Annotated in this window: 16 protein-coding genes and 5 pseudogenes; 5 read left to right on the forward strand and 16 right to left on the reverse strand. The window is 58.1% G+C overall.

What is annotated here, in order from left to right; translation table 11 throughout:
• Window positions 1-194: 194 nt before the first annotated feature.
• From FQ746_RS21735 to FQ746_RS21765, 7 genes and pseudogenes are all read right to left on the reverse strand, one after another.
• Window positions 195-627 (reverse strand): annotated as a pseudogene (locus tag FQ746_RS21735) (LysR family transcriptional regulator); the annotation flags it as partial.
• A 339-nt stretch (window positions 628-966) separates the two neighbouring features.
• Window positions 967-3,240, reverse strand: coding sequence for a filamentous hemagglutinin N-terminal domain-containing protein (locus FQ746_RS21740; RefSeq protein ID WP_144111713.1), 2,274 nt, complete (start codon window positions 3,238-3,240; stop codon window positions 967-969).
• Between the two features lie 217 nt (window positions 3,241-3,457).
• Window positions 3,458-4,056 (reverse strand): annotated as a pseudogene (locus FQ746_RS21745) (IS6 family transposase).
• Window positions 4,053-5,609 (reverse strand): amidohydrolase family protein, encoded by a 1,557-nt coding sequence (locus tag FQ746_RS21750; RefSeq protein WP_144111714.1) that lies wholly within the window; start codon window positions 5,607-5,609, stop codon window positions 4,053-4,055. Before FQ746_RS21750 ends, FQ746_RS21745 begins: the two are co-directional and overlap by 4 nt.
• 63 nt (window positions 5,610-5,672) lie before the next feature.
• The gene (locus FQ746_RS21755; RefSeq protein ID WP_186310798.1) at window positions 5,673-6,620 is read right to left on the reverse strand and encodes a PDR/VanB family oxidoreductase; all 948 of its coding nucleotides are present in this window, start codon (window positions 6,618-6,620) and stop codon (window positions 5,673-5,675) included.
• A gap of 18 nt (window positions 6,621-6,638) precedes the next feature.
• On the reverse strand, window positions 6,639-7,397 hold the full coding sequence (locus FQ746_RS21760) for an SDR family NAD(P)-dependent oxidoreductase (RefSeq protein WP_144111716.1): 759 nt from the start codon (window positions 7,395-7,397) through the stop codon (window positions 6,639-6,641).
• Entirely contained in the window at window positions 7,390-9,300 is a 1,911-nt protein-coding gene (locus tag FQ746_RS21765; RefSeq protein ID WP_144111717.1) for an SRPBCC family protein, read from the reverse strand. The genes FQ746_RS21760 and FQ746_RS21765 overlap by 8 nt, the downstream gene beginning before the upstream one ends.
• A gap of 600 nt (window positions 9,301-9,900) precedes the next feature.
• Here FQ746_RS21765 and FQ746_RS21770 point away from each other — a divergent pair.
• The gene (locus tag FQ746_RS21770) at window positions 9,901-11,397 is read left to right on the forward strand and encodes a purine-cytosine permease family protein (RefSeq protein WP_144111718.1); all 1,497 of its coding nucleotides are present in this window, start codon (window positions 9,901-9,903) and stop codon (window positions 11,395-11,397) included.
• A gap of 146 nt (window positions 11,398-11,543) precedes the next feature.
• Window positions 11,544-12,113 carry a MarR family winged helix-turn-helix transcriptional regulator gene (locus FQ746_RS21775; protein ID WP_186310799.1) on the forward strand — a complete coding sequence of 190 codons (570 nt, stop codon included), beginning with the start codon at window positions 11,544-11,546 and terminating at the stop codon, window positions 12,111-12,113.
• Between the two features lie 71 nt (window positions 12,114-12,184).
• On the opposite strand, the gene FQ746_RS21780 is transcribed toward FQ746_RS21775, so the two are convergent.
• Window positions 12,185-12,841, reverse strand: coding sequence for an FMN-dependent NADH-azoreductase (locus FQ746_RS21780; protein ID WP_186310801.1), 657 nt, complete (start codon window positions 12,839-12,841; stop codon window positions 12,185-12,187).
• 120 nt (window positions 12,842-12,961) lie between these two features.
• On the opposite strand from FQ746_RS21780, the gene FQ746_RS21785 reads away from it, so the two are divergent.
• The 3 genes from FQ746_RS21785 to FQ746_RS21795 all read left to right on the forward strand — a co-directional run bounded on the left by FQ746_RS21785 (window position 12,962) and on the right by FQ746_RS21795 (window position 15,558).
• Window positions 12,962-13,861: a LysR family transcriptional regulator gene (locus FQ746_RS21785; RefSeq protein ID WP_144111721.1), complete on the forward strand. Its 900-nt coding sequence runs from the start codon at window positions 12,962-12,964 to the stop codon at window positions 13,859-13,861.
• Between the two features lie 57 nt (window positions 13,862-13,918).
• Window positions 13,919-14,560, forward strand: coding sequence for a glutathione S-transferase family protein (locus FQ746_RS21790; protein WP_144111722.1), 642 nt, complete (start codon window positions 13,919-13,921; stop codon window positions 14,558-14,560).
• Window positions 14,561-14,649: 89 nt separating this feature from the next.
• Entirely contained in the window at window positions 14,650-15,558 is a 909-nt protein-coding gene (locus FQ746_RS21795) for an allantoinase PuuE (RefSeq protein ID WP_186310802.1), read from the forward strand.
• Between the two features lie 90 nt (window positions 15,559-15,648).
• Here the strand turns inward: FQ746_RS21795 and FQ746_RS21800 are convergent, their stop codons facing one another.
• From FQ746_RS21800 to FQ746_RS21840, 8 genes and pseudogenes are all read right to left on the reverse strand, one after another.
• Window positions 15,649-16,329 carry a M24 family metallopeptidase gene (locus FQ746_RS21800; protein WP_144111723.1) on the reverse strand — a complete coding sequence of 227 codons (681 nt, stop codon included), beginning with the start codon at window positions 16,327-16,329 and terminating at the stop codon, window positions 15,649-15,651.
• A gap of 49 nt (window positions 16,330-16,378) precedes the next feature.
• Window positions 16,379-17,452 carry an NAD(P)H-flavin reductase gene (locus FQ746_RS21805; RefSeq protein WP_144111724.1) on the reverse strand — a complete coding sequence of 358 codons (1,074 nt, stop codon included), beginning with the start codon at window positions 17,450-17,452 and terminating at the stop codon, window positions 16,379-16,381.
• A 612-nt stretch (window positions 17,453-18,064) separates the two neighbouring features.
• Window positions 18,065-18,761 (reverse strand): annotated as a pseudogene (locus FQ746_RS21810) (IS6 family transposase); the annotation flags it as partial.
• Between the two features lie 60 nt (window positions 18,762-18,821).
• Complete coding sequence (locus FQ746_RS21815) at window positions 18,822-19,712, reverse strand: HPP family protein (RefSeq protein WP_144111725.1); 891 nt, start codon at window positions 19,710-19,712, stop codon at window positions 18,822-18,824.
• Window positions 19,713-19,835: 123 nt separating this feature from the next.
• Window positions 19,836-20,027 (reverse strand): annotated as a pseudogene (locus FQ746_RS21820) (hypothetical protein); the annotation flags it as partial.
• 229 nt (window positions 20,028-20,256) lie between these two features.
• Window positions 20,257-20,394: a hypothetical protein gene (locus FQ746_RS21830; protein ID WP_260854127.1), complete on the reverse strand. Its 138-nt coding sequence runs from the start codon at window positions 20,392-20,394 to the stop codon at window positions 20,257-20,259.
• A gap of 119 nt (window positions 20,395-20,513) precedes the next feature.
• Entirely contained in the window at window positions 20,514-21,191 is a 678-nt protein-coding gene (locus FQ746_RS21835) for an IS6 family transposase (protein ID WP_144111726.1), read from the reverse strand.
• Window positions 21,192-21,244: 53 nt separating this feature from the next.
• Window positions 21,245-21,981 (reverse strand): annotated as a pseudogene (locus tag FQ746_RS21840) (IS3 family transposase); the annotation flags it as partial.
• Between the last annotated feature and the right edge of the window lie 312 nt (window positions 21,982-22,293).

Raw genomic sequence — 22,293 nt, forward strand, 5'->3', positions numbered from 1 at the left:
GGGCGCAACCGCTCCCCAGAATGTCCGACCGACGATGCCTGTGAGCGGCAGTTGATGGCGCCAGGCCCAGCCATATGCTCGCTCGGCCGCCCAGATCAGGACAGCCCGAGGAATCGACGACTGGTGGAGATACTTCTCGACCCCGATGTCCTGTTTCGAACTACGAGATAATTTGCACGCACCTGGTTCTGCGGATCGAACAGGCGGCGCTGATCGAAGCCGCCCTTGAGCTGCGGCGGCAGGCCGATCGCGAGATCGACCCGCCCTCGACCATCTCGTTACTCAAATTGACGCTCGTATCCCGAACGGTATTGAGCGCGATGCCCGGCGCCATGCGCGACAGTCGTTCTACAAGCGCGCGCAGAAAGACGACCTCGCTGATATCGGTCATGCCGACCTTTATCGTGCGTGTGACCCGCAGCGGATTGAACCCGCTCCCAGACTTGAGTGCGGCGTGCAGCTTGCAAGCGCCTGAGAAGTGGCTCCGCCGGGCCCATCGCGCAGGGCGTGGGCAGCTCCCCGCCTGGCTCACTCACGAACAGCGGGGCACCAAGCAGTTGACGCAGTTCGGCGAGGGCGTTGCTGACGCCGGGCTGTCATGTTCATCTGCTCCGCCACGGTCGATACTCACATGAGATCTTCTGCCAAAGAGCACGTGTCGCCGAAAATAACGCCACAAGGCTTGAGCAGAAAAGGAATCAACGCCGCGCTTGGGTCGCCGATCAGCGACTTCAAAAACTGTCTCTGTTGCAAGAGCATCATGCTCAGGAACAGGCAGGCAATGATTTGTAGCCAAAACGACTGATCCGCCTGATCAACAGATTCTCAGAATCGCGGCATCGAGAGACACAGCGCCGGGTGGCCATGGATGCAGAATCCATTCGTTCGCGGGAAGCAGCCAGCTGAGTACAGTCAGCGATCCAGACTCACACGAACGAATCCCCGTTGCGCCGCGCACCCACAACGCTAATGCAGCACTTGCCACCGCAGAACAGGATACGTGGCACCCGTCGGCATGACCCACGTGCCTTCAGGCCCAAAATCCCAACCGGTAAAGCTGGACGGGTCGCTCATCTGCGCCGTGGTCAATCCGTGGGACGCTGGAATGTTGGGGCCACCAAACGCTTGCCCGGTCGCTTCGATGTTCCAGTAATTGCCGTTGCTGGCGGTGGAACAACTGTTTGCGCAAAAGCCTGCTACGGATAGCGACGCATTGCCTGTCTGCACACGGCCTGTTGCAAACGACTGGTTGATGGTGCCGTAATTATTGACGACCAGTCCCCCGGCGGCCAGACCGCCCGTGACGGAACCCGTTGCATACGACTGGTCGATGGTGCCGCCGAATTCGTTGGTGAAAACAAGTCCAGCAGCATAGCCGGGAGACCCCACAGACGCACTGCTTCCCGAGCGCTCGATCAACCCCTCATTCGAGCCTACCAGCCCGGCAAGAGCGTTATTACAGGACGGACAAATGTTCTCGCCCGAAGTAAATACGTTGACGACCTTGCCGGCGTTATTTATCGCGAGGATGCCAGTGCCTCCGAAGAACGGTGTCTGCATGGCGCCTGTATGTGCGTTGACAATCAAATTGCGCACGACTCCGAACCCGGAGATATCTCCGAACACGGCATTAAGGCTCGGCGAGATATTGGAGATCGTATGCCCCATGCCATCGAATTGGCCGGAGAACGAGGCGGTTACCTGAAATCCCTGGGATCCAATGGTGGAAAACGAAAGATTGCTTGCATCGATATCTCTACCGAGCGCATAGTTGCCGCCCATGTCTCCCGAGACAAGTTCTTCAAGATCTGCCGCCGTATTCACGAGCGTGTAGAGGGTTATCTGCGTCGAAAGCCCGCTGTCGGCCGGCGGCTTCCAATTCGGATTATCGAGCAGAAGCCAATGGTAAGACTGGCGTCCCGAGTCGGAGAGGATGGAGATGATGCCCGTGCTATTGATCCAGTCGACGGTCCCCCCGTTGCCGTTCACGTTGCCGCCGTTGTTCATGCCCGTTGCGTCGCCGCGCAAGGTCAGATTACCTGTACCGTCATTAGCGATGGTCGTGGTCGGCGCCAGGGAGAGATTGCGATACGCGGCAAGCGTGAGCGAAGCCGGACCTGACCAGCGTAGGCTCGACGCGAAGCTCAGGTCGCCCGTTGCGCCGTTTGCCCCCGTCGTGGTGAGATCGACCGAGGTGCCGGCATTCAGGCTGCGCTGCAACGTCTGTGCAGAAACATCGTCGATGGTGAAAGCGGGCGTCGAGAGATTCCATTGGCCTGCATCGACCAACGCGTTGCCGAACGACAGTCGTGCGGCCTGCGTATCGACCGTTCCGCCGCTGCCGTCCGCGTTTCTTGCAGCGATCTTGCCTAGCTGCTCCACACTGCCACTCTCGGCGACGAGCCAGACGTGCCCGTCGCGATTGGCCGTACCGGTCGCGCGGATGCGCGAGCCGCGGCCTGCTAGTGCATACACGTTGCCGTCGGCGGCCTGCAGGCTGACCTGCGCAGCCATTATCTTCCCCTTGTTGACGATCGTGCCCTGACTGCCGGTCTGCACGAACATCTGTCTGCTGCTCGCAGAGTCTTGCAGCAATACGACTTCGCCCGCGGCCAATTCCACCGTGCCGTTGGGCGCCGCTAAAGTTCCGGCATTGCTGACCAGATTTCGCGCAATCAGAAATATATCGCCGCCGATCGAACTGATCTTGCCAAGATTGATGACGAATGCGTCAGAGTCGCCCGACGGCGTGAGTAAGCCGCTGCCCTGCATGAAAACTTCTTTGCAGATGTCCAGCGTCGACGCGACGAAACGACCACCCGTGGCCACAACGCCCGACGACCCTACGACAATTCCCTGCGGATTGATCAAATAGAGGCTGCCCGTGGCACTAAGCCTGCCAAGAATGTCCGATGGCGATCCGCCCGTCACGCGATTCAGCGTCGCGCCGGAACCGTTGTCGAACGTCACGCTATTGCGCTTGCCGATCGAAAAACTGTTCCAGTCGATCACGCCGCGCGTTGAACCAGGTTGCGTGATGAGGAGATTATTGCCCTGGCCTGCTATAGTGCCCGCGCCGGCGACGTAGTTGCCGCCTTGCGGAAGCACACCCGCCGCGAACGCGAAAGGTGTCATGGAAAGCCCGGTCAGCGAAAAGCCGATCGAAAGCCAGATGCGTCCGCGCAATCGCGCTCGACGCAGTGCGCGCCGCACGGGCCAAAGCAGTCCGGAAAATGACATACCGCCCCCTTCCGCGTGCGTGCGCAATGACTGCCCACGACCCGTCGTCGCCTGACCGGCCGGAAAGGAACGGTCGCAGCGTCTGAAGCTTAGCCAGTCGGCCTCGCGCCTGTATGCCGATGTCTCTGCGTTTTGCGACTTTCCCGTCATTGCTTTCGCGTAGGCGCTGTCACGTTAAATTGTTCGCGGCGCAATAGCGGAAAGGACAAACGCTTGCTCAGAAGACGGACGGACCTTGGGTGGCCTCAGTGAAACGATGCCAGGCGGCAAAGCGTGTGGCGAGCTGTTTGCGATAGAGTGAGGCGCTTATCAAGTGTCGCTTGAGCGCGAAGTGCTGCCGGATCGGACCGAATCTCGATAGGAAAGCCTGTGTGCGTTGAGGATCGCGGAAGCCGCGTATGCGTCGCTCGCGTTCGCGTGTCGGCTGATGACTGTTTTCCGCCCGGTTGTTGACCCGCGCGCTGGCTTTGACGAAGACATGCTTGAGGTGGGCAAGTTCGGGAATCTCGGCTTTCGCCGCGGGGTAGCCGCGCAGCTGGTCGGTCGCGATCTTGCGCGGTGCCTCAGCACACGAGGCAAGAACGCGCTTGAAAAACCGTTTCGCTGCAGCCTTGTCACGGCGCTTCTGCAGCAGGATATCGAGTTCGGCACCATGTCGATCGACGGCGCGCCACAATAGGTAAGGCTCGCCGCGCTCGAACAGCAACTCTTCAATGTCCGTAGGCTGAGCTGGAACCGAAAATACCACCGCACCGCATGGCTGATGATCGACGCCGGGAACCGGTAGCCGTGATAAAGCGGTTTCGTTTTCGTCATCGCATCATGTTACGTGAATGCCCCGCCAACGTGACAGTGCCGCCTGGACGATTTAGATAACCATCGTAGAAACGTTTGACGAACGGCGATACGTCTTTCGAAAGACGCAGCCGGGCTATTTCCGCTGCCGAGCGCGGTTTGGACAGTTGCGCTGCAATTTCGGCCAGCACCTGGTCCCGATCGACGTATTTGAAGCGTCCGTGGCTATAAATAGCATCGCCGCCAACGTAGACCGTGTCGACATCACGCGTGCGGGCACGATGCATGACGGCGTCGAGAACTGGCGCTGCCGCATCCTGATAGGGATACGTGGCGCTATCGTAATTAATCGCCACGGCATCGAACTGGCGTCCAACTTCCAGTCTGCCGATAGTCGAACCAAACGCTGTGGTCCTCGCGCCATCCTCAGTCGCCATTTTCAGCACTTCCGCGCAATTGGGAACGTCTTCATCGTCCATGCCGGGACCTCGATGAACGCGCAGCACGAGCCTCATTTCCTGCAGCATGTCGCGATCGTCGTTGATTCCGGCTTCATCCAGTCCCAGTCCAACCGTCACCCCTCTTTTCAAATAGCCCTTTAATGGCGCTACGCCGCTGCGAAGACGAAAATTGGAACTACAGTTATGACAGACACAGGTTCCCGTATGCGCGACCCGATCCATATCGCTGTCGCTCATCCATACTCCGTGGCCCAGCGTCATCCACGGCCCCAGCGCACCCAGCGATTCGAGATGCGCGACCGCGGTGGTGCCCGTACGGCGTCGCGCATACTCGCGCTGGTAAGCCGTCTCGAGCAGATGCATGTGCAACGGCACACCGTCCCGTTTTGCGGAGTCCACCATCGCCATCAAGCCCTTGTCGCTCATCCAGTGAAGATTGGCCGGAGCAAGCTGGATGCGGGTCAACTGCTGCTTCTGGTGGTCCTCCCGCAGTTGCCCGTATAACGACATATGCTCGTCGAAACTCATCGTTTGTGCCCGCAGATGGTCGGCCAGCCGTTCGCCTAATGGCGCCGGCAGGCTTCGGCAGAACGAACTGTCGTCCTCGTAGACCAGACGGTTCTGTTCGCGAACCGCATAACAGTACGAGGCCCGCATTCCGATGGTCTGGTAGGCCGTGAGGATTGCGCTCGATGCGGCATAAACGGTTTCAGGCGACCCCGTCATCCAGCCATGGATGTGTTGAACGGTCGTGATCCCCGACGCAACCATTTCGAACGCGGAATAGAGCGTATCAAGATAAGCATCGATGTCCCGCTCTGCGATACGGGCCGCCCACCATAGCTCGAGGGCATTGTCCCGAACCCCCAACTGAAATGGCGTCACGCCGACGTGATGGTGACCGTTGACAAAACCCGGCATCAGCACATGATTCTGATAATGGACGACTGAAGCGCCCGGATGATGCGGAAGGAGTTCGCCGAACTTCGCAACCGCAAGAATGCCGGTGTCGTTATAGGCAATGCAGCCGTCTTCTATTATTTCGGCAACGTTCTCCTGGCTCACGCCTTTGACAATCCATTTCGCCCTGACGATCGTGGTATTCGACACCATGTTTTCTCCGGAACTTATCGTAGCGACGGCAAAGGCCGACATGCCTCGGTTGGAAACGGCCAGTTAGAGGTCGAGAACCAGTTCATCCGTTTGCGCCCGTGAGCAACATGGAATGAATGCTTCGCCGTCGTTACGCTCCGCCTGACTCAGATAATCATCCCGATGCTCGGCGACTCCGCCAAGCAGCGTGGTTCGGCAAGCACCGCATACGCCACGCTCGCACGAGGATGGGACGTCGATTCCGGCTTCGGTCAATACTTCGAGTGCGGACTGATTCTCGCCCACAAAAAGGCGTTGGCCGGACGACGCCAGCCGCAGATAGAAAGGCCTGTTTTCCCTGATGGGCGCCGACGATGGCGCGAAACGCTCGATATGAATACGGTCCGAGGACCATCCTGCATCCGCCGCAGAGCCACAAAACACGTTGAGGAAACCCGGCGGCCCGCATACAAAGAGATGCGTTTGAGGCTCTGGATCGGACAATATCGAGAGCAGCGTCCCGCTGTCGATCCCACCCATGCCATCCTTATGGATGGAAAAACGAGAAGCCAGGCACGGAGCTTCAAACCGCGCCCGGAAAGCGACGTGTTCAGACGATCGAACGAAGTAGTGTCCCTCGAACGAATCATTGCTGTGGGACAGCGCTTCCGCCATCGACAATATGGGCGTAATACCAATGCCAGCGCCCACCAGAATGCTATGTCGCGCAGGAACGAGGGGGAACAGATTCCGCGGAGTGCTCCCCGCAATCAATGCGTCCTCCTTCAGCGTCTGATGCAGAATCTTCGAGCCGCCTTCTTTCGACTGCGTGTCGAGCACTCCGATTACATAACGGTGACGCTCATGAGGCGCATTACAGAGTGAATACTGGCGGACGATGGTCGGCGTGATGTGCAGATCGATGTGCGCGCCAGCCTCGAACGCCGGAAGCGGCTGGCCTTCGGGATGCACGAGTTCAAGAGCGACGACGCCCTCGGCTTCTTCCCGACGACTCGATACTTTCAAGGTCATTAGAGTCATCCGGATACCTCAGCGCATAGCCGCGCCGCCATCGACGCCATAGCATTGACCTGTAATGAAACTCGCGCCCCGACTCGCGAGAAACACGACCACGGCAGCAACTTCGGAAGGCTGACCAATCCGGCGTAGCGGGTTATCCTGTTCCTGAGCCTGTTGCTCGGCGCTCATTTGAGCAAATCTGATCAAGGGTGTATCGATCGGGCCAGGCGCCACCGCATTCACGAGTATTTTCGGCGCAAGTTCACGCGCGCAGGAGCGTGTGAAAGAAAGGATCGCGCCTTTCGTTGCGCAATAAGCGGACGCACCGGCACGCCCCAGATAGGCCAACTCAGAGGACACGTTGATAATGCGGCCCGAATCGGGCCCACTATCCCGTATATGACGAAGCGCTGCTCGCGTGACCAGCATGGTGCCTCGCACGTTCACCGCGAACATCCGGTCAATGTCGCGAACCTCCATCTCCTCGACCGACGCGTCGATTTCAATGCCTGCGCAGTTAACCACGAGGTTTAGCTCGCCAAGCTGTGCCGCGGCTTGCGCGATTACCCGCTCGACCTGTGCCTCCTCGCTGATATCGGCGTGCAGCACAGGTACGGCCTGGCTTCCCTCCGACGAGTGAAGATCGATTCCGACGACATTCCAACCCGCCTCGTGGAGCGCCTGAGCCACAGCGCGGCCGATGCCGCTCGCCGCTCCTGTTACGATTGCGCCGGCACGAACCGCCGTGCGGTTAGCGCCATCCCTCGTTACCTCGAAATGTTCAGACATGAGCTGACTCGACGACTTGCTTCACGGGATAACGTCCTTGCAACCGCGCCGCGACATAGCGTTGAATGAGCCATACCGGTTCTTCGAGATGACTCAGGCGACCGCGCACCGCATTCGTGGACCCGAGTCCGCGCTGCACCGCTGTATTGACCTGCATATCCTGACTGTGGAAGTCGGACAACATTTTCGTTTCGGCTTCAACGATGTGCGCAAAGTCGGGCCGCTCGAGATTATCTTTCGACACCAGCGTGAAGGTCTTAAGGCGACAACGGTCCGCTGAAACCGGCTCGAGTTGATACCAGAGAACTCGGTCTCGCATGGTCAGGAACATAAAGCAGGGAAAGCCAAGAAACAGGCCCCATTCCGTCTCCTGCTCCAACGTCAGCCCCGAAACGGGTGTGAATCCGGGCAGACGCTCGCCGCCACCGCGTTCGACTCGCACCTGCTCGGCCATGTCGGGTTTAAACGGCAGGTGGCAACGAATAAAGCCGGGATGCTCGGGCTCGGTCCAGGTTGTCCGCGCCGGCATGGTTCGCTGCAAGGTATCGCTATGGATGCCCATGTGATGGTAGGACTCCATCCAGTTCTCGACCATCACCTTCCAGTTGAAGTCGCATTCCCACTGCAACTCGATCACCACCTGCATATCCGCCGTTTTCCACGGTGCGATGATGTCGCCAAAGTCCCTGTATTGCTCGGCCAGCGGAGGAGCGGTTCCGTCCAGGTTGACAAACACAAAGCCCTCCCAGATCTCGCACCTGATTTCGGCGAGGCGCCAGTCAGCGCGGTCGAAACCCTCGGCTTTGTGCATCTCGGGGCTCGCGTTGAGCTTCCCATCGAGTGAGAACGACCAGGCGTGATAAGGACAGGTAAGCCGTTTTGTCACGCCCGAACGCGGTGTGCCGAAGCATTCATGCAAGATGTCCGTACCTCGATGAGGACACACGCGGGACAGCACCTTGACCTCATTTCCCTGGTCGCGTACGACGACAAGGGGTTCACCCAACAGGTCGACGGCGCGGTAACTGCCCGCAGCCTCCAATTGAGAAGTGTGCGCCACGCACAGCCAACCGGAGGCGAGCACAGCGCGTGACTCATGCTCGAAGTAAGGCTGGTTGAAGTAGGCCTGTCGCGGCAGGGTGCGCGACTGCGCGAGAGGCAAGGACGCAGTCGCAACGATGTCCTCGAGAAGCGAATCGAAATTGCCGTTACCTGGAGCTGGCTGCAACGACGCGAAATTGATCGGCTGGATGGTGGCTTCTATTGTCATGATTTGAGGTTCAATCGTTTGAACAGGAGAGTCGGTTTCGAGAAGAATGGGGTAATGCATACGATGAACGAGCGCCGCAACTCGCCGGCCGAGGTATTCGCCAGTAAGCAGATCGGCTCTTGGGGGAACTGTCTGGGCGCATTGATCGCGATTCGACTGCGCCGCGGCGCCGACAAAATAGCTATGCCGGTTCAGCTCCTCTTCAGATCCTTCGGAGCTGTCGTTCGCCGGCGGCAGGCCGAGACTCACCCAGTTCATACCGAGTTGCGCCGAGAAGATCACGAATTGCAGCAATGTGTTCAGTTTGTCGCCTGAGCGCGAAGAACCGTTCGTGAATCCGGCTGCGAATTTGTCCGTCCATTTACCCGTGCGAAAAATTCTCGACGAGCACGCATCCATGAAGGTCTTAAATTGAGCGGAAGCGCTGCCCATATAGGTCGGTGCGCCGAAGATGATTGCATCCGCGCTTTCGAGATCCGGCCAGAATTCGTCGACTTCTTCCACGCTGATCAAGTGAACCTGGGTCTGATGCACTGAGCGCGCACCCGCCGCGACTGCCGCGGCCATCCGCGCGGTGTGCCCTCTTGCACTGTGGTAGACAATCGCCACGGAAATTCCCCTTTCGTCTTTCATTTTGACTCAACGCTAGTGTGGGTTGATGGCCGAGGTATGTTCGGAACTGTCGCTGCGCGGACTGCTCATCCAGCGCGGTGCTTTGCCGGAATAATGCAAGGTCCATGCCATTCGAATCACCGGGGCATGCCATCCGCTCCCGGCCCAGATCCATCAATGTCGTTGCATTAGCAATGATGTTTGAGCGCCAAGGTTATCCCCTCTCTCATCTGCACCAAGAACGGTAGGTAACGACACCTTTGCTCCAACATGGGTTCTCGCTCGCCGTAATTTGGTGCGCATATGTCGTTGATTTTTGTTTCTTCGGGCCGTTCGAGAGTCCCCACTCGGCGAGACCAGCCAAGACATCTGATTCCGTCGCTCCCCGGCCGTTTCACGCTGGCATCCGATTTGCATTGATGAGTCGTCGACGACCTCATATCTAGTTGCAAACGCAATGACATTAAGTGGCGTCGACTCATGCACGGAAGAAGCTTGAGCGTAGTTCCCGCTTGACCCAGGCGATGGCATGGGCGGTGCGCTCTTTCCTTTCCAGGTCTATATCGTGAAAAACGCCGCCCCGGTTTGCACACGTTGTCTTTCTCTTATTCAGGATACTTGATGACTTACTCACTGAAGGAGTCGCCGCTACGGGACACCGATTACGCGCCGGAAGCGCAACGGTATGCTTCGCCCGCAGGCCTTTTCGGCATACTTGTCGGCGCGCAGATGTGTTTCAACCTAGTGGTTCTGGGATGGCTTCCAATCCGTTTCGGATTAGGGTTACCCGGCGCTTTAAGCGCTATAGCAGCAGGATTGCTGGTCGGATGCCTCGCTGCGGGACCGTTCGCTCTGCTCGGCACGCACACCGGCGCGAACAGCACCGTAAGCAGCGGCGCTCACTTTGGATTGAGAGGAAGGTGGATTGGTACAGCCATCACGTTTTTTACCGCACTTGGCTTCTTTGCACTTGTGATCTGGACCGGTGGAGACGCAATTACCGGGGTCATCGTGCGCGTGTTTCATCTCCGGGACACCGGCATGTTTCGCACTGTCGGCTATGTGCTGACATGTTCCGGCGCCACGTTCATTGCGATCTTTGGACACGATAAGGTAGCGGCGACGCAGAAATTTGTTGCCGTTGGCATCGGCCTGCTTTTCGTCGTCGGCTTTGCTGCTCTCGCACCACGCTTTCACGTTGACTATCGCGGTGGCAATTACATTCTGGGATCGTTCTGGCCGACATGGTTGATGTCCGCCGCCACGGCGCTCGCAGTTCCCGTGTCATACACTCCATTTCTGAACGACTATTCACGCTACATTTCGTCGAAACGCTATTCGCGCTTCGCGGTCAGCCTCGCAAGCGGTGGCGGCCTGTTTGTCGGATGCATGGCCGTCATGAGTTTCGGGGTGTTCGAAGGTTCGATATTCAATGTCCAGTCAGGCCCGGTGCGCGGTCTCGTTGAAGGCTGTCCGACATGGTATCTGGTCCCGGTCCTGATCATCGGCGTAATCGGGCCGCTATCCCATGGCTCCTTATGCCTGTATGCGCCGGGCCTCGACATCGCATCGCTTTTTCCGGCGCTATCGAGGCGGGTCGTGACTCTGGCCCTAGGGGCACTCGGTCTGATCGTGGTCCTGCTCGGGGCTTTCGTCTGGAACGCCGTCGACGCGTTCGTCGCATTCGTCACACTGTTTACGGTCGCGACTACGCCATGGCTCATGATCATCCTCCTCGGACACTTCCACAGGCGCGGCTGGTATAGTTCCCGCGACCTCCAGTTATCAAAACGCAATGCATCGGATAGCCGCTACTGGTTCTCAGGAGGATGGAATTTGCGAGCTCTGGCAGCGTGGGTTCCGGCAGTGGTGGTCGGCCTGCTACTCTCAAGAACCAGTCTCTTCACCGGCGCGTGGTATGCCGTCGCGGGCGGAATCGACATTAGCGTCCCGATCGCAGCCGTCACGGGCGGGGCGATCTACGCTTTCCTTCTGGTGCTGGTGCCCGAACGCTCCACACTACACGGATATCAAAATGAAATCCCCGGGGGTCCCCACGTTCTGGATGCCCGCTTCAGCACGCTTTCAGGCGAAGAGAACCCTCTTGCTGAAAACTGAAATGGACTGAGGCCGGCCTGTGACCGGCCTTGTGATACCGTTGCAATGAACATAGAGCTGTTCAATGCAGGAATAGGCTCCGCGTTCCGTCCAATCTGGCAGCTGCGCGTATGGGGCGCCAGGTTTCTACTCTCGAAACAAGGTTTATGCTCAAGAAAAATCACCCAGGCACGAGTCGCGGATCCACTGGCTGGGCCTCATTTATCCGCACTTACGTGCTTGTCGTCGACATCATGGAAGAGACGTTCCGTCAGGAAGGCCTGCCTCCTCTGTCCTGGTACGACGTATTGTGGTCGCTCGAATCTTCGCCCGAAGGACGTCTGAGAATGCGTGATCTTGCCGAGCAGGCGGTCTACAGTCGCAGCTTCATCACGCGAATCATCACTACGCTGGAGAAAGAAGGACTGGTCGTGAGAGGGCAATCGGAGAGCGACGGTCGAGGCAAGATCGCGATCATCACCGAGAAAGGTCGGGCGCTACGCAAGCGGATGTGGCCGCTGTATCAGCGGCTCATCGAGCAACATTTCAATTCGCACCTCACACCCGGCGAGCACGATGCACTGGAACGAGGTTTCCGCCGGATTCTTTCTGCCGCCCACGAATACAAACAGTATGCTGGCCTCGCGGCGGAGAACCCCGAGGAAACCGATTCCGATGGCCGGGCAACGCGCCGCAGATCCCGTTCCCGGCCTGCCGCTCAGCGGGGAGGTCAATGAATGTCTTTCGCGACGAAGAACGGTAGAGAGCGCATAGGCGGCCCTCGACGGGACGCCAGGATATCCGCCCCTTAGCTGGCGTGCTGTCCATGTAAAGCTGCGGCCGATTGCCCGAGTTGCTGCGCGACTTCAGTCGCGTTTGCTTTGACGCTTGCCAACGTATCTGGCGCGGCGAGCGTCGGAGCCACATTGATCTCCTGGATGTCTTCCACACCAATGAAATTCAGCCACTTACGGAGGTAGGGTTTCTGAAAGTCATGCGGGTGGTAATCCGGTCCGAGCGGATAGTCGCTCGCACTCGAATAGATAAGCGTTGCCGATTTATCCTTGAGCAATCCTTTGTATCCGGATTCAGGCGACCATATCCAGTTGACATCCGCTAGCGTGATCACGTCGATGTAATGCTTCAACACGTAGGGCACGCTGAAGTTCCACATGGGGACGGATAGTACGTACTCGTCCGCGCTGCAAAATTCGTCGGCGAAGCGCTTTACTTTCGTCCACGCCTCCAGCTGATCCGTGGAAAATTCTTTTTTTCGCAACACTGCAAACTTGGCTTCGATCACCTTCCGGTCAAAGGCTGGAAGGGTTTCTTCCCAAAGATTCAGGCGCTGAACAGAAGTGACCGGTCCGCTCTGGGTGCGGCTCTCGATATACCTGGATGCCACCTGTGACGAATGCGAATTCAGTTCACCCGGCGAAGCTTCGATGTATAACAGATGGCTCATTGAGTACCCTTGAAGTCGTGGGAGATCTTGATGGCAAATAGTTGCTACCTGAAGAACCCGATGATATAGACCGATGGTTTGCTCCCGCAACATGCAAAAACTGAAACGAGATTATCGAAAATGAACAATATCAACTGGGACGATCTTCGCTATATTCTGGCCATGCGCCGCGAAACGACGCTCAAGGCCGCAGCCCGGGTATTAAAGGTCAGTCACGCCACCGTCACCCGTCGCCTGAGCGATATAGAAGAACGCCTGAGCGTCAAGCTATTCGAACGCTCCGGCGCCGGTTACGTCGCTACGTCGGCGGCAGACGAGATCTGCGATGTAGCGAAGGCAATGGAAGTGCAGGTTATAGGACTGGAACGCCGGCTGAGCGGTAGAGAACTGCATCTGACGGGCTCGGTACGTGTCACCACCACCGATACCCTGCTCGCGGGTGGAATGGCCGAGTGTCTCGCGTCTTTTCGGCAAGCCTATCCTGACATCAAACTTGAAGTGATGGTCTCGAACACATTCTTCAATCTCTCGAGACGAGAATGCGATATCGCGATTCGACCCAGCAGCGAGCCGCCGCCACAATTGATCGGCCGCTGTCTCGGCAAGCTCTCGAGTGCAATTTACGGACATCGCGACTATCTCGCAGCCAATCCTTATGCAATGGAATGGAACCAGTATGACTGGATCGCACCAGGCGACGATCTACAGCATCTTGCTCAGGCACAGTGGATTCGTGAGCATGTCGATAAGTCGCGCGTCGGTATGCAGGTCGACTCCCTGCTCGCCATGACTCAGCTCGTTGAGCGTCGGGCCGGTGTCGCACCGCTGCTGTGCATGCTGGCCGATCGCCAGCCCGAATTGCAACGCGTCACCGACCCATTGGACGAGATGTCGACGGAAGTCTGGATGTTGACCCATCAGGAGCTTCGTGCCACGCCCCGCATTCGGGTTCTCATGGAGCATGTCTCCCGTTTTGCCTCTGCAAACAAAGCGTTCGGCCGTGCCGTCGGACAGACATAGCGCGAATGCACTCCACGCCCTCGGGCGCCGCCATCCTCCTTTTCGCCTCCCACACCGATGACTGAGCAACTCCAACTCACTTTTTATACGGCAGATACGCCAAACGGACAGAAAATAAGTATTTTTCTCGAGGAGGCGGCGCTTTCCCATAAGAAGGTCAATCTGAACCTGTCCGCTGGCGATCAACACACGGCCGACTACCTCGCGATCAATCCCAACGGAAAAATCCCCGCAATCGTCGACCATGCCGCCGATATCACCGTATTCGAATCGGGCGCCATACTCAGCTATCTGTCTTCGACCTATGGACACCTGCATCCTGCCGATCCCAAAGACCGGATCGCCGTTCAGCAATGGCTGCACTTCCAGATTGGCGGTATCGGACCTATGCTCGGTCAACTCTGGTGGTTTCTTCACGCCTCGAAAACCGTCAATACCGAAGCAATCAACCGCTATACCAACGAGGCGCTTCGTCTCTACGGGGTCGTCGACCGGCGCCTCGCCAGCTCCCCATTCATTGCAACTTCTCTTTATTCGATCGCGGATATCGCCGCCTTCACGTGGCTACGCACCCACGAAGAGTTGAACCTCGATATTCAGAAGTACCGGCACGTGACACTCTGGTTGGAGCAGATTGGCGATCGACCCGCGGTCAAACGCGCGCTGGAATCTTTGCGCGTGCTAGTCAGCGGGCTCTGAATCGGGCGCTTTAAATGTCCGGGTCTCGGCCTGTCTATTTTGTCACCCTCGTCGCGCGCGCATGAGCGACGCCTATTGTGGAGCCCCGCATGCATCAATCGACTCGTGATTTCGTTGGCTACGGCGCCAATCCCCCGGATCCCCAATGGCCCGGGGACGCACGCATCGCGTTAAATTTCGTGCTGAACTATGAAGAAGGATCGGAGCCCTCCATCGAACTGGGTGACGACGCGACGGAAACCTGGTTCACCGAGTCCAATGGCCTGAATACGGGTGTCGTGGGACGCGATCTCGCAGCCGAGAGTTTATTCGAGTACGGCAGCCGGGTCGGTTTCTGGAGACTCATGCGTTTGCTCCAGGAGCGAAACCTGCCTGCAACGGTATTTGCGTGTGCCATGGCTTTGGAACACAACCTCGAAGCTGCCAACGCGATCCGGGCCTCGGGATTCGATGTTTGCAGCCACGGTTGGCGATGGATCAAGCATTATCTGCTCACCGAAGAGCAGGAGCGGGAGCACATCAGACTCGCGATAGAATCGCTGACACGCACGACTGGCGCCCGGCCAGAAGGTTGGTATTGTCGTTACGCGCCGGGTGAAAACACTCGCCGGTTGCTGGTCGAAGAAGGCGGATTTCTGTACGACTCGGATTCCTATGCCGACGAATTGCCGTTCTGGAAGGTCGTGGGCGACAAGCCGCATCTGGTGGTCCCGTACTCGCTAACGAACAACGACGGCCAGTACGCCGGCGCTGTCGGCACCTCGGACCAGTGGTTCAGCTTCATGCGCGACGCCTTCGATATGCTCTACCGTGAAGGACAGAAGCAGCCAAAAATGATGTCGATCGGTCTGCATATGCGTCTGATCGGCCATCCCGCGAGGGCCGTTGCACTGGAAAGATTCCTCGATCACGTAATGCGCCATTCCAATGTCTGGATCACCCGTCGTATCGACATTGCGAGGCACTGGGTCGAACATCATCCGTTCAGCGCGGGCTAAATCCGAGTGTATTCCTGAGTGCACACGGATTTAAAAAGCCGCCGGTCGCGATATCGAAATCCGGCGGCCTTTCGTGCAGACGCTGCGCTTCTAGTCGTGTTCCATGAGAATATCTTCAAAGAACGCGCCAAAGCGGTTATCCGCGCTGCGGATATGAATCTCCAGCACCCACAGCAGATTACCTGGGCGGAAATCGACGCCCGCCATCGAACCTTCATAAACGACAGCGTGCGGGAAGTCGGCCAGACGGTGTCCTGACAAATCCATGTCGAACACCCATCCGCGTCGCTCAGACGCCGCTACGGCAAACTCGTAGAGTTCCTTGCCCGTTGCTCCCGTCGTGAGCCAGCACTGGCGAACCTCTTCGAAGATCTCTCTCGTGTCTTTCGCACATCGAGCCTTCTCGGGGTCATTGCCAGTCAGAAAAGTTTCTCCACCATCGCCTTCCCAATCTTTCCAGACCGGGCCAATGTCGACAAAGAAAATATCGTCGGTGCCGAGAACTATACCGGGCTCGGACGCAGCGCCATATGTCTTCGTCGTGTTGACACCAAAGCGGACGAAGACGTCATGCCAGCCGCGCAGCAAGCCCAGGTCGGCGAGTATGTCCTTCGCCATTTCAACGGCGTCTTCCTCAACCATTCCAGGCTTGATGGCTTCCGCGATCTGATGAATCGCGGAGCGCGTCTGCTCGCGGGCAATCATCATCTTTTCCGGGTCATACTTGCTTCCTACTGCTTCGATACTTTCCTGAACATGCGCGGCACTCATTATGGGGTCCTTGATGAGATGAATTGCTAGGGACGGGACGCTAGAGAAGTCAAAGCGGAATACTGATTTGCAAATCGGCAAGTTCGGGCGTGAGCACAACCTGGCATGCGAGGCGGTCCCATGGCCCAGACTCTTCCAGCGAGCGCAGCAGACGCTTTTCGCCTCGATCCGCGGGCGTCAGGCGCTCGAACCACTCTGAATCGACAACCACACGACAGGTGCCGCAAGACTTTGCCCCACCGCACACGCCCATGATCAGACGCGCATCGCGCAGTGTCTCCATCAGGGTCGTACCGCGGTTGGCCTCCAGCTTGCCGGAGCCCGCCACGATGATTGGAATACGTTCCGCAGTCTCGGCGACATGCGGCACTGCCGTTGAAGATGATTCGAACGCATCCGCGAAAAACCTGTCCGCCGAGAGACGGTTTCGAGCGGTCAGCAGCGCCTTGGCGCCCGCCACCATACGCGGAGCACCGCAGGCATAGACGTAGGCCGAAGAGAGATCTGCATGGTGACGCGCGGCCACCTCCTGCACCAAGCCGCGTTCGCCGTCCCAATCAGGATCAGGATCAGGAGCGTTCAGCACCGGAATGAAGTGAAAGTTCCGATAGATCCGGCTCAGTTGCTCGAAGCGATCGTACAGGTAGAGGTCCGCCCTGCTTTCGGCACCCCAGTACAGCCACATTGGATTTTCGCAACCGGAGCGTATTGCGGCTTCCATGAGTGCGTTGATCGGAGCGATGCCTGTTCCTGTAGCAAGCAGCACCACTCGCTCATCGGCGGAAAGCGACGTGGGCCACACACAACTGCCGAATGGTCCATGCACTTTCAGATGATCACCCGCGGCGAGGCTGTCACGAACGATCGTCGAGAATTTGCCGTGCGGATGCAGCCGGATATGTAATTCGATTTCGCCGGCCTCCACCACCGCATTCGCCATCGAATACGATCGAATCTCGCCGTCGGGCAATTCGATACTCAAAAACTGGCCCTCCCGGTAAGTCATTGGGTGCTGAGATGGAAAGGCTAATTTAAGTATCGTGACGGATGCGCTAGCCGCTTCGACCGAACGAACTTGCGGGTTAAAGAGTCCTGCGGGCAATGGGCGCGAAGTCGATTCCATGGATTCTTACTGTTTCAGCTATGGCGCGACCGCGCAGATGGCTTTGCGTGGATGTCGGCGAGGTAGTCATGGGAAGCATCAGGCAGCCAGCTCGGGCTTTCCAGAAGTCATCGTATCTGCGCCACACGAGACGTGGCAATGCGCAAAAATGTGAATGACTTTATCGAATATGAACATTCGAATGAAAGCACTCCGACGAGCGACGGTCGGTGCTCGCTAGAGGAGTAGCGGCCCGTCGCAATTTTTGCAGGAGTTTGACGTCGTTGGAGGGAAATTGACCGGCAGGTGAAGACACTCACCTGCGATTGAGAGCATTAGCTTATTCAGCTGATGGAAGACGTTCGTACGACCGGCTAAGGATGAGAATCACGTTCGCATTAGCGTCGACTCCACTGTGAATCCGCCATCGTGAGGATCGAGTGGCGACTCGGCGAGCTGAGCGTCGGCTAAAGACTTGACATGTTGATTGCGGGTGCGGCTAAATACTTGGACTGGTTTATGCTGCTATTCCCAAGCTCTCCCGCATTGCCAACTTACGGAACTTCGTCGATGCTGATGCATAAAGCACTGTGGCCCAGAAAGCAGCGACGGAGTTTGGGTCACGTTGGTAAATTCGCGCCATGCGGCGAACCGGGCCGCAAGGTGTTTGCGATAGAGAGAAGCGCGCAGCAGATGTGGTTTCAGTGCGAAGTGCTGACGGATCGGACCGAAGCTCGTCAGGAAAGCCTGGGTGCGCTTCGGGTCGCGAAAGCCTCGCATGCGCCGCTCGCGGTCCCGCGTGGGCTCATGGCTGTTCTCTGCACGGTTGTTGACACGGGCCGCGGCCTTGAGGAACACGTGCTTCACGTTGAAACAGCTCCGGGATTTCGGCTTTTGCTGCCGGATAGCTGCGCAATTGATCGGTGACGATCTTGCGTGGCACCGGGTTTGAGCGCAGTACACGCTTGAAGAAACGTTTGGCGGCGGCCTTGTCGCGACGCTTTTGCAGCAAGATGTCGAGTTCGACGCCGTGCTCGTCGACTGCACGCCAAAGCAGGTACGGTTCGCCACGCAGGGTGACGAACATCTCGTCCAGGTGCCACCTACTACCCGACTTGCAGCGCGCTGCTTTCACCCGATGGGCAAAGCCCGCGCCGAATTTCTCGCACCAGCGGCGAATCGTCTCGTAGCTGACCGTCACGCCGCGCTCGAACAGCAACTCTTCAATGTCGCGTAGGCTGAGCTGGAACCGAAAATACCACCGCACCGCATGGCTGATGATCGACGCCGGGAACCGGTGGCCGTGATAAAGCGATTTCGTTTTCGTCATCGCATCATGTTACGTGAATGCCCCGCCAACGTGACAGTGCCATGCCGGGGGCAGAGGGTCTTATTCGACCGCGCGACTGCCGCCCGATCGGGCCTGAAACTGCTCGACCACGTTGAGTATCGAGCGTGTTGCGACGACGGCCACGGTTCCCGTCCCGATCGCCAGCGGATAGCGCCAATCCGTATGGAGCATGATCTGTGGGATAACCGATATCGCGAGCGCCGGCAGCATGAAGGCGCCCACGGCGCGTATCAATACGATGCTTGCCCCCAGTGCGAACAACACCGACAGCGGCCCCGTCCCGAAGAGCACGATACTGACCCAGCCAAGCCCCGCAGTCGCCATGCAGATGGCTGGAAGCAAGGCGGAGCGTCGCGCCCATGGGCATGTTTCGGCTCGCACCAGCGTCTCGAACGCGATCACGATCAGCGGAGGAAACAGAATGAGCCGGATACCGGTGCGAGCCGCCAGAAAATAGGTCACCGCCAGCACGCTCCAGAAGGCTGCCCAGCGCGTCGTCTTGCGGTATGCATTCGCCGGCGTACGCGTCTCCGTCCGCACGACAGCTGGTTCAGGTTGCCCGATTCCGGCGCGCCACCAGCGCTGGTACGCCACGGACAGCAGCGCAAGCACACCCGTATCGAAGGCGATAAACACGACATAGTGCACACTGGTGACGTTGAACACCAACGGCAGAAAGCCCGCCGGAACGGCAGGAAACACCGGCGACTTCATGGCCTTCACAATCAGAAGGGAACCGGCGATGCACAGTATCGCGGACGGTACACCGTATGGCAGATAGCCCGCCACGCTCACGCCCCAAAGCGCCGTCACCGCAGGCGTCACGGCGACCATCAGCGGCGCCATGGCCCACGGTCCGGTCGGCCGCATGAACAGGCCGTAGGCGAGCGCGGCAAGCTCGGGGAAGAATACAAAGTCGTTGTGAATCATCTTCCCCACGCAAGAGACGGCGCAGAGATAGATAACGGCCAGACACGCACCGGGCAACGTGCTTTTAGGGGAATTGTCGTTGGGCATATAAATCGTCGGATTGGCGCAGCGATTTTCAGGCGATCATGCGGTCCTCGCCGATCTCGTCGCGAACCTGACGGTGTAGACTCGGTCTACCGACTGGCCCGTCGAGGCCCCGGCCAGATGATCCGGAAATCGCCCACGGATCGATTCCACGATGCCCCCGCCGTCGAGACCGCATTCGGCCAGCAACTTCGCCGGGTCGCCGTGATCGATGAAGCGGTCGGGAAAGCCGGCTCACGCTGATCGCCCCTCGAAAGATCCAGATTCGCCTGTTCATAGCCCAGCTTTGCCTCTCGACAGAAGAGCCTTATCTTCTGCCCGTTCGGCGTGTCCGCCGTGTAGAACGTCAGGCTGCTTTTTGTCATGCTGGAGTTCGCATTCAAGTTGAGTTGCGGTCTAAACAGTTGCATTTGCAATCGTACTTCGTACGTGGTGGATACGCAAGCGCGCAGCGCGCGAGTCATACATTCGATGCAGACAGTCCGAGCCTTGACGCTACGATTACGGCCTGTTTAGCGGTCGATACGTCGAGTCTGTGAACGAGGTTTGCCATGTGGTACTTGGCCGTTCGCTCCCGGATACCGCAAATATCAGCGATCTCGGTGTATGAATTTTGATACGGATGGCTTTGTCAACTTGTCGAGCCGAAGGGTGAAAGGCGGCAGAGACCCGCATGCGTTAAAAAGCATGCGACGGATTTAGGGCAAGCTCAGTGATTTAGCGCCAGGCGAAAAACCGGGCGGCGAGTTGTTTGCGATAGAGTGAAGCGCGTAGCAGGTGGCGCTTGAGTGCGAAATGTTGCCAAATCAGCCCGAAGCACGAGAGGAATCGCTGTGTGCGTTTCGGGTCGCGAAAGCCGCGCGTTGGACGCTCGCGTTCGCGTGTCGGTTGGTGGCTGTTCTCGGCCCGATTGTTTAGCCGGGCCGCCGCTTTCACGAAAACGTGCTTCACGTTCGCGAGCTCCGGGATCTCAGCTTTGGCGGCCGGGTAGCTGCGCAACTGATCGGTGACGATCTTGCGCGGGACCGGGCTTGAGCGCAGCACATGCTTGAAGAAGTGTTTGGCGGCGCCCTTATCGCGCCGCTTTTGCACCAGGATATCCAGTTCGGCGCCGTGCTCATCGACCGCTCGCCACAACAGAAACGGCTCGTCTCGCAGCGTGATGAACATTTCGTCGAGGTGCCACGCGCTACCGGGCTTGCGGCGCGCGACTTTTACCCGATGAGCGAAGCCCTTTCCGCATTTATCGCACCAGCATCGGATCGTCTCGTACGTCACGATCATCCCACGCTCGAAGAGCAACTCTTCGATATCACGCAAGCTCAACTGAAAGCGAAAATACCAGCGCACGGCACAACTGATGACGGCGGCCGGAAAACGGTGACCGTGATACAGCGATTTCTCATCTCGTCATCTTACGCGACCGGCCCGTCAACCTCACAATGCCTCGTCAGATACAGCCAGCCCTCGTCGGTCCAGAGATAGGTCATGTCTGTCGTCCAGATCTGATCAGGTTTCGCCGGCGAGAAGTCACGTTGCAGCAGGTTAGCCGCGACCGGCAGATTGTGCTTGCTGTCGGTCGTGGCTTCGAATCGCCGCTTGGTGCGCGCCTTGATGCCGTGCAGCTTCATGAGCCGCTGAACCCGGTCCTTGCTCACCCGGATGCCCTGAGCCCGAAGCTTTTTCCACACGCGTGGCGAACCGTATTCGCATTTGGATTCGGTATGTACGGCGCGAATGCGGACCAGCAGTGCGTCGTTGCTGATGCGCTGACGCGGTCGCTCAGAATCAACGTCAAGGGCTTTACGGTCGTGATAACCGCTGGGACTGACACCCAGCGCCTGGCAGGCCACGGAAACCGGCCATTGCCGGCTATGTCGTTCGATCAACGCGTACTTCACACCGCCCGCTTCGCGAAGTAAGCCGTCGCTTTTCCAAGGATATCGCGCTCCATCTTCACGCGGGCCAGCTCGGCGCGCAGCCGGGCAATTTCAATCTTTTCGGCTGACACCTGCTTGCCCACACCATTGAGCTTGCTCGTATCGTCGGCCTTGAGCCACGCATTTAGCGTCTGCTTATTGATGCCCGGAATCTTCGCCGTCGACGCGAGGCTCTGGCCGCTACGCACCATGCGCACCGCTTCAATCTTGAATTCCAGCGTGTACCGCGCCCTCGAGTTACCCATTGCTAAATCCTCGGTTGCTGAAGTTTTACATACTCTCAGTAACGGATACGTTTTTCGAGGGCAAGGTCACTCCTGTCAAGAGCAGCCGATCGGCATCGGCTTAAAGACCGTTAAGGAAGGTCTGCAAAACCCGTTTTCTGCGCGTGGGCTGTTTGCAGCGCGTGCCACTACATTGCAAACATGCTGCGGCGCTGGTCATAGGTTTTGATTCGGCCGTGTGATTCACGTTTGCCCGCGCATGAGGCCGCCCACGCCCTCGCGTTTCACGCTTTGAGCAATTGCTTGCGTGCCATCCACAGGTTACCCAGTGCA

The organism is Paraburkholderia sp. BCC1886, assembly GCF_900996245.1.
GTDB lineage: Bacteria > Pseudomonadota > Gammaproteobacteria > Burkholderiales > Burkholderiaceae > Paraburkholderia.

Excerpts from the sequence above, each read along its gene's own strand:
- FQ746_RS21740 (WP_144111713.1), bottom strand. The coding sequence starts at position 3,240 with ATGTCATTTTCCGGACTGCTTTGGCCCGTGCGGCGCGCACTGCGTCGA.
- FQ746_RS21750 (WP_144111714.1), bottom strand. The coding sequence starts at position 5,609 with ATGGTGTCGAATACCACGATCGTCAGGGCGAAATGGATTGTCAAAGGC.
- FQ746_RS21755 (WP_186310798.1), bottom strand. The coding sequence starts at position 6,620 with ATGACCTTGAAAGTATCGAGTCGTCGGGAAGAAGCCGAGGGCGTCGTC.
- FQ746_RS21760 (WP_144111716.1), bottom strand. The coding sequence starts at position 7,397 with ATGTCTGAACATTTCGAGGTAACGAGGGATGGCGCTAACCGCACGGCG.
- FQ746_RS21765 (WP_144111717.1), bottom strand. The coding sequence starts at position 9,300 with ATGAAAGACGAAAGGGGAATTTCCGTGGCGATTGTCTACCACAGTGCA.
- FQ746_RS21770 (WP_144111718.1), top strand. The coding sequence starts at position 9,901 with ATGACTTACTCACTGAAGGAGTCGCCGCTACGGGACACCGATTACGCG.
- FQ746_RS21775 (WP_186310799.1), top strand. The coding sequence starts at position 11,544 with ATGCTCAAGAAAAATCACCCAGGCACGAGTCGCGGATCCACTGGCTGG.
- FQ746_RS21780 (WP_186310801.1), bottom strand. The coding sequence starts at position 12,841 with ATGAGCCATCTGTTATACATCGAAGCTTCGCCGGGTGAACTGAATTCG.
- FQ746_RS21785 (WP_144111721.1), top strand. The coding sequence starts at position 12,962 with ATGAACAATATCAACTGGGACGATCTTCGCTATATTCTGGCCATGCGC.
- FQ746_RS21790 (WP_144111722.1), top strand. The coding sequence starts at position 13,919 with ATGACTGAGCAACTCCAACTCACTTTTTATACGGCAGATACGCCAAAC.
- FQ746_RS21795 (WP_186310802.1), top strand. The coding sequence starts at position 14,650 with ATGCATCAATCGACTCGTGATTTCGTTGGCTACGGCGCCAATCCCCCG.
- FQ746_RS21800 (WP_144111723.1), bottom strand. The coding sequence starts at position 16,329 with ATGAGTGCCGCGCATGTTCAGGAAAGTATCGAAGCAGTAGGAAGCAAG.
- FQ746_RS21805 (WP_144111724.1), bottom strand. The coding sequence starts at position 17,452 with ATGGAATCGACTTCGCGCCCATTGCCCGCAGGACTCTTTAACCCGCAA.
- FQ746_RS21815 (WP_144111725.1), bottom strand. The coding sequence starts at position 19,712 with ATGATTCACAACGACTTTGTATTCTTCCCCGAGCTTGCCGCGCTCGCC.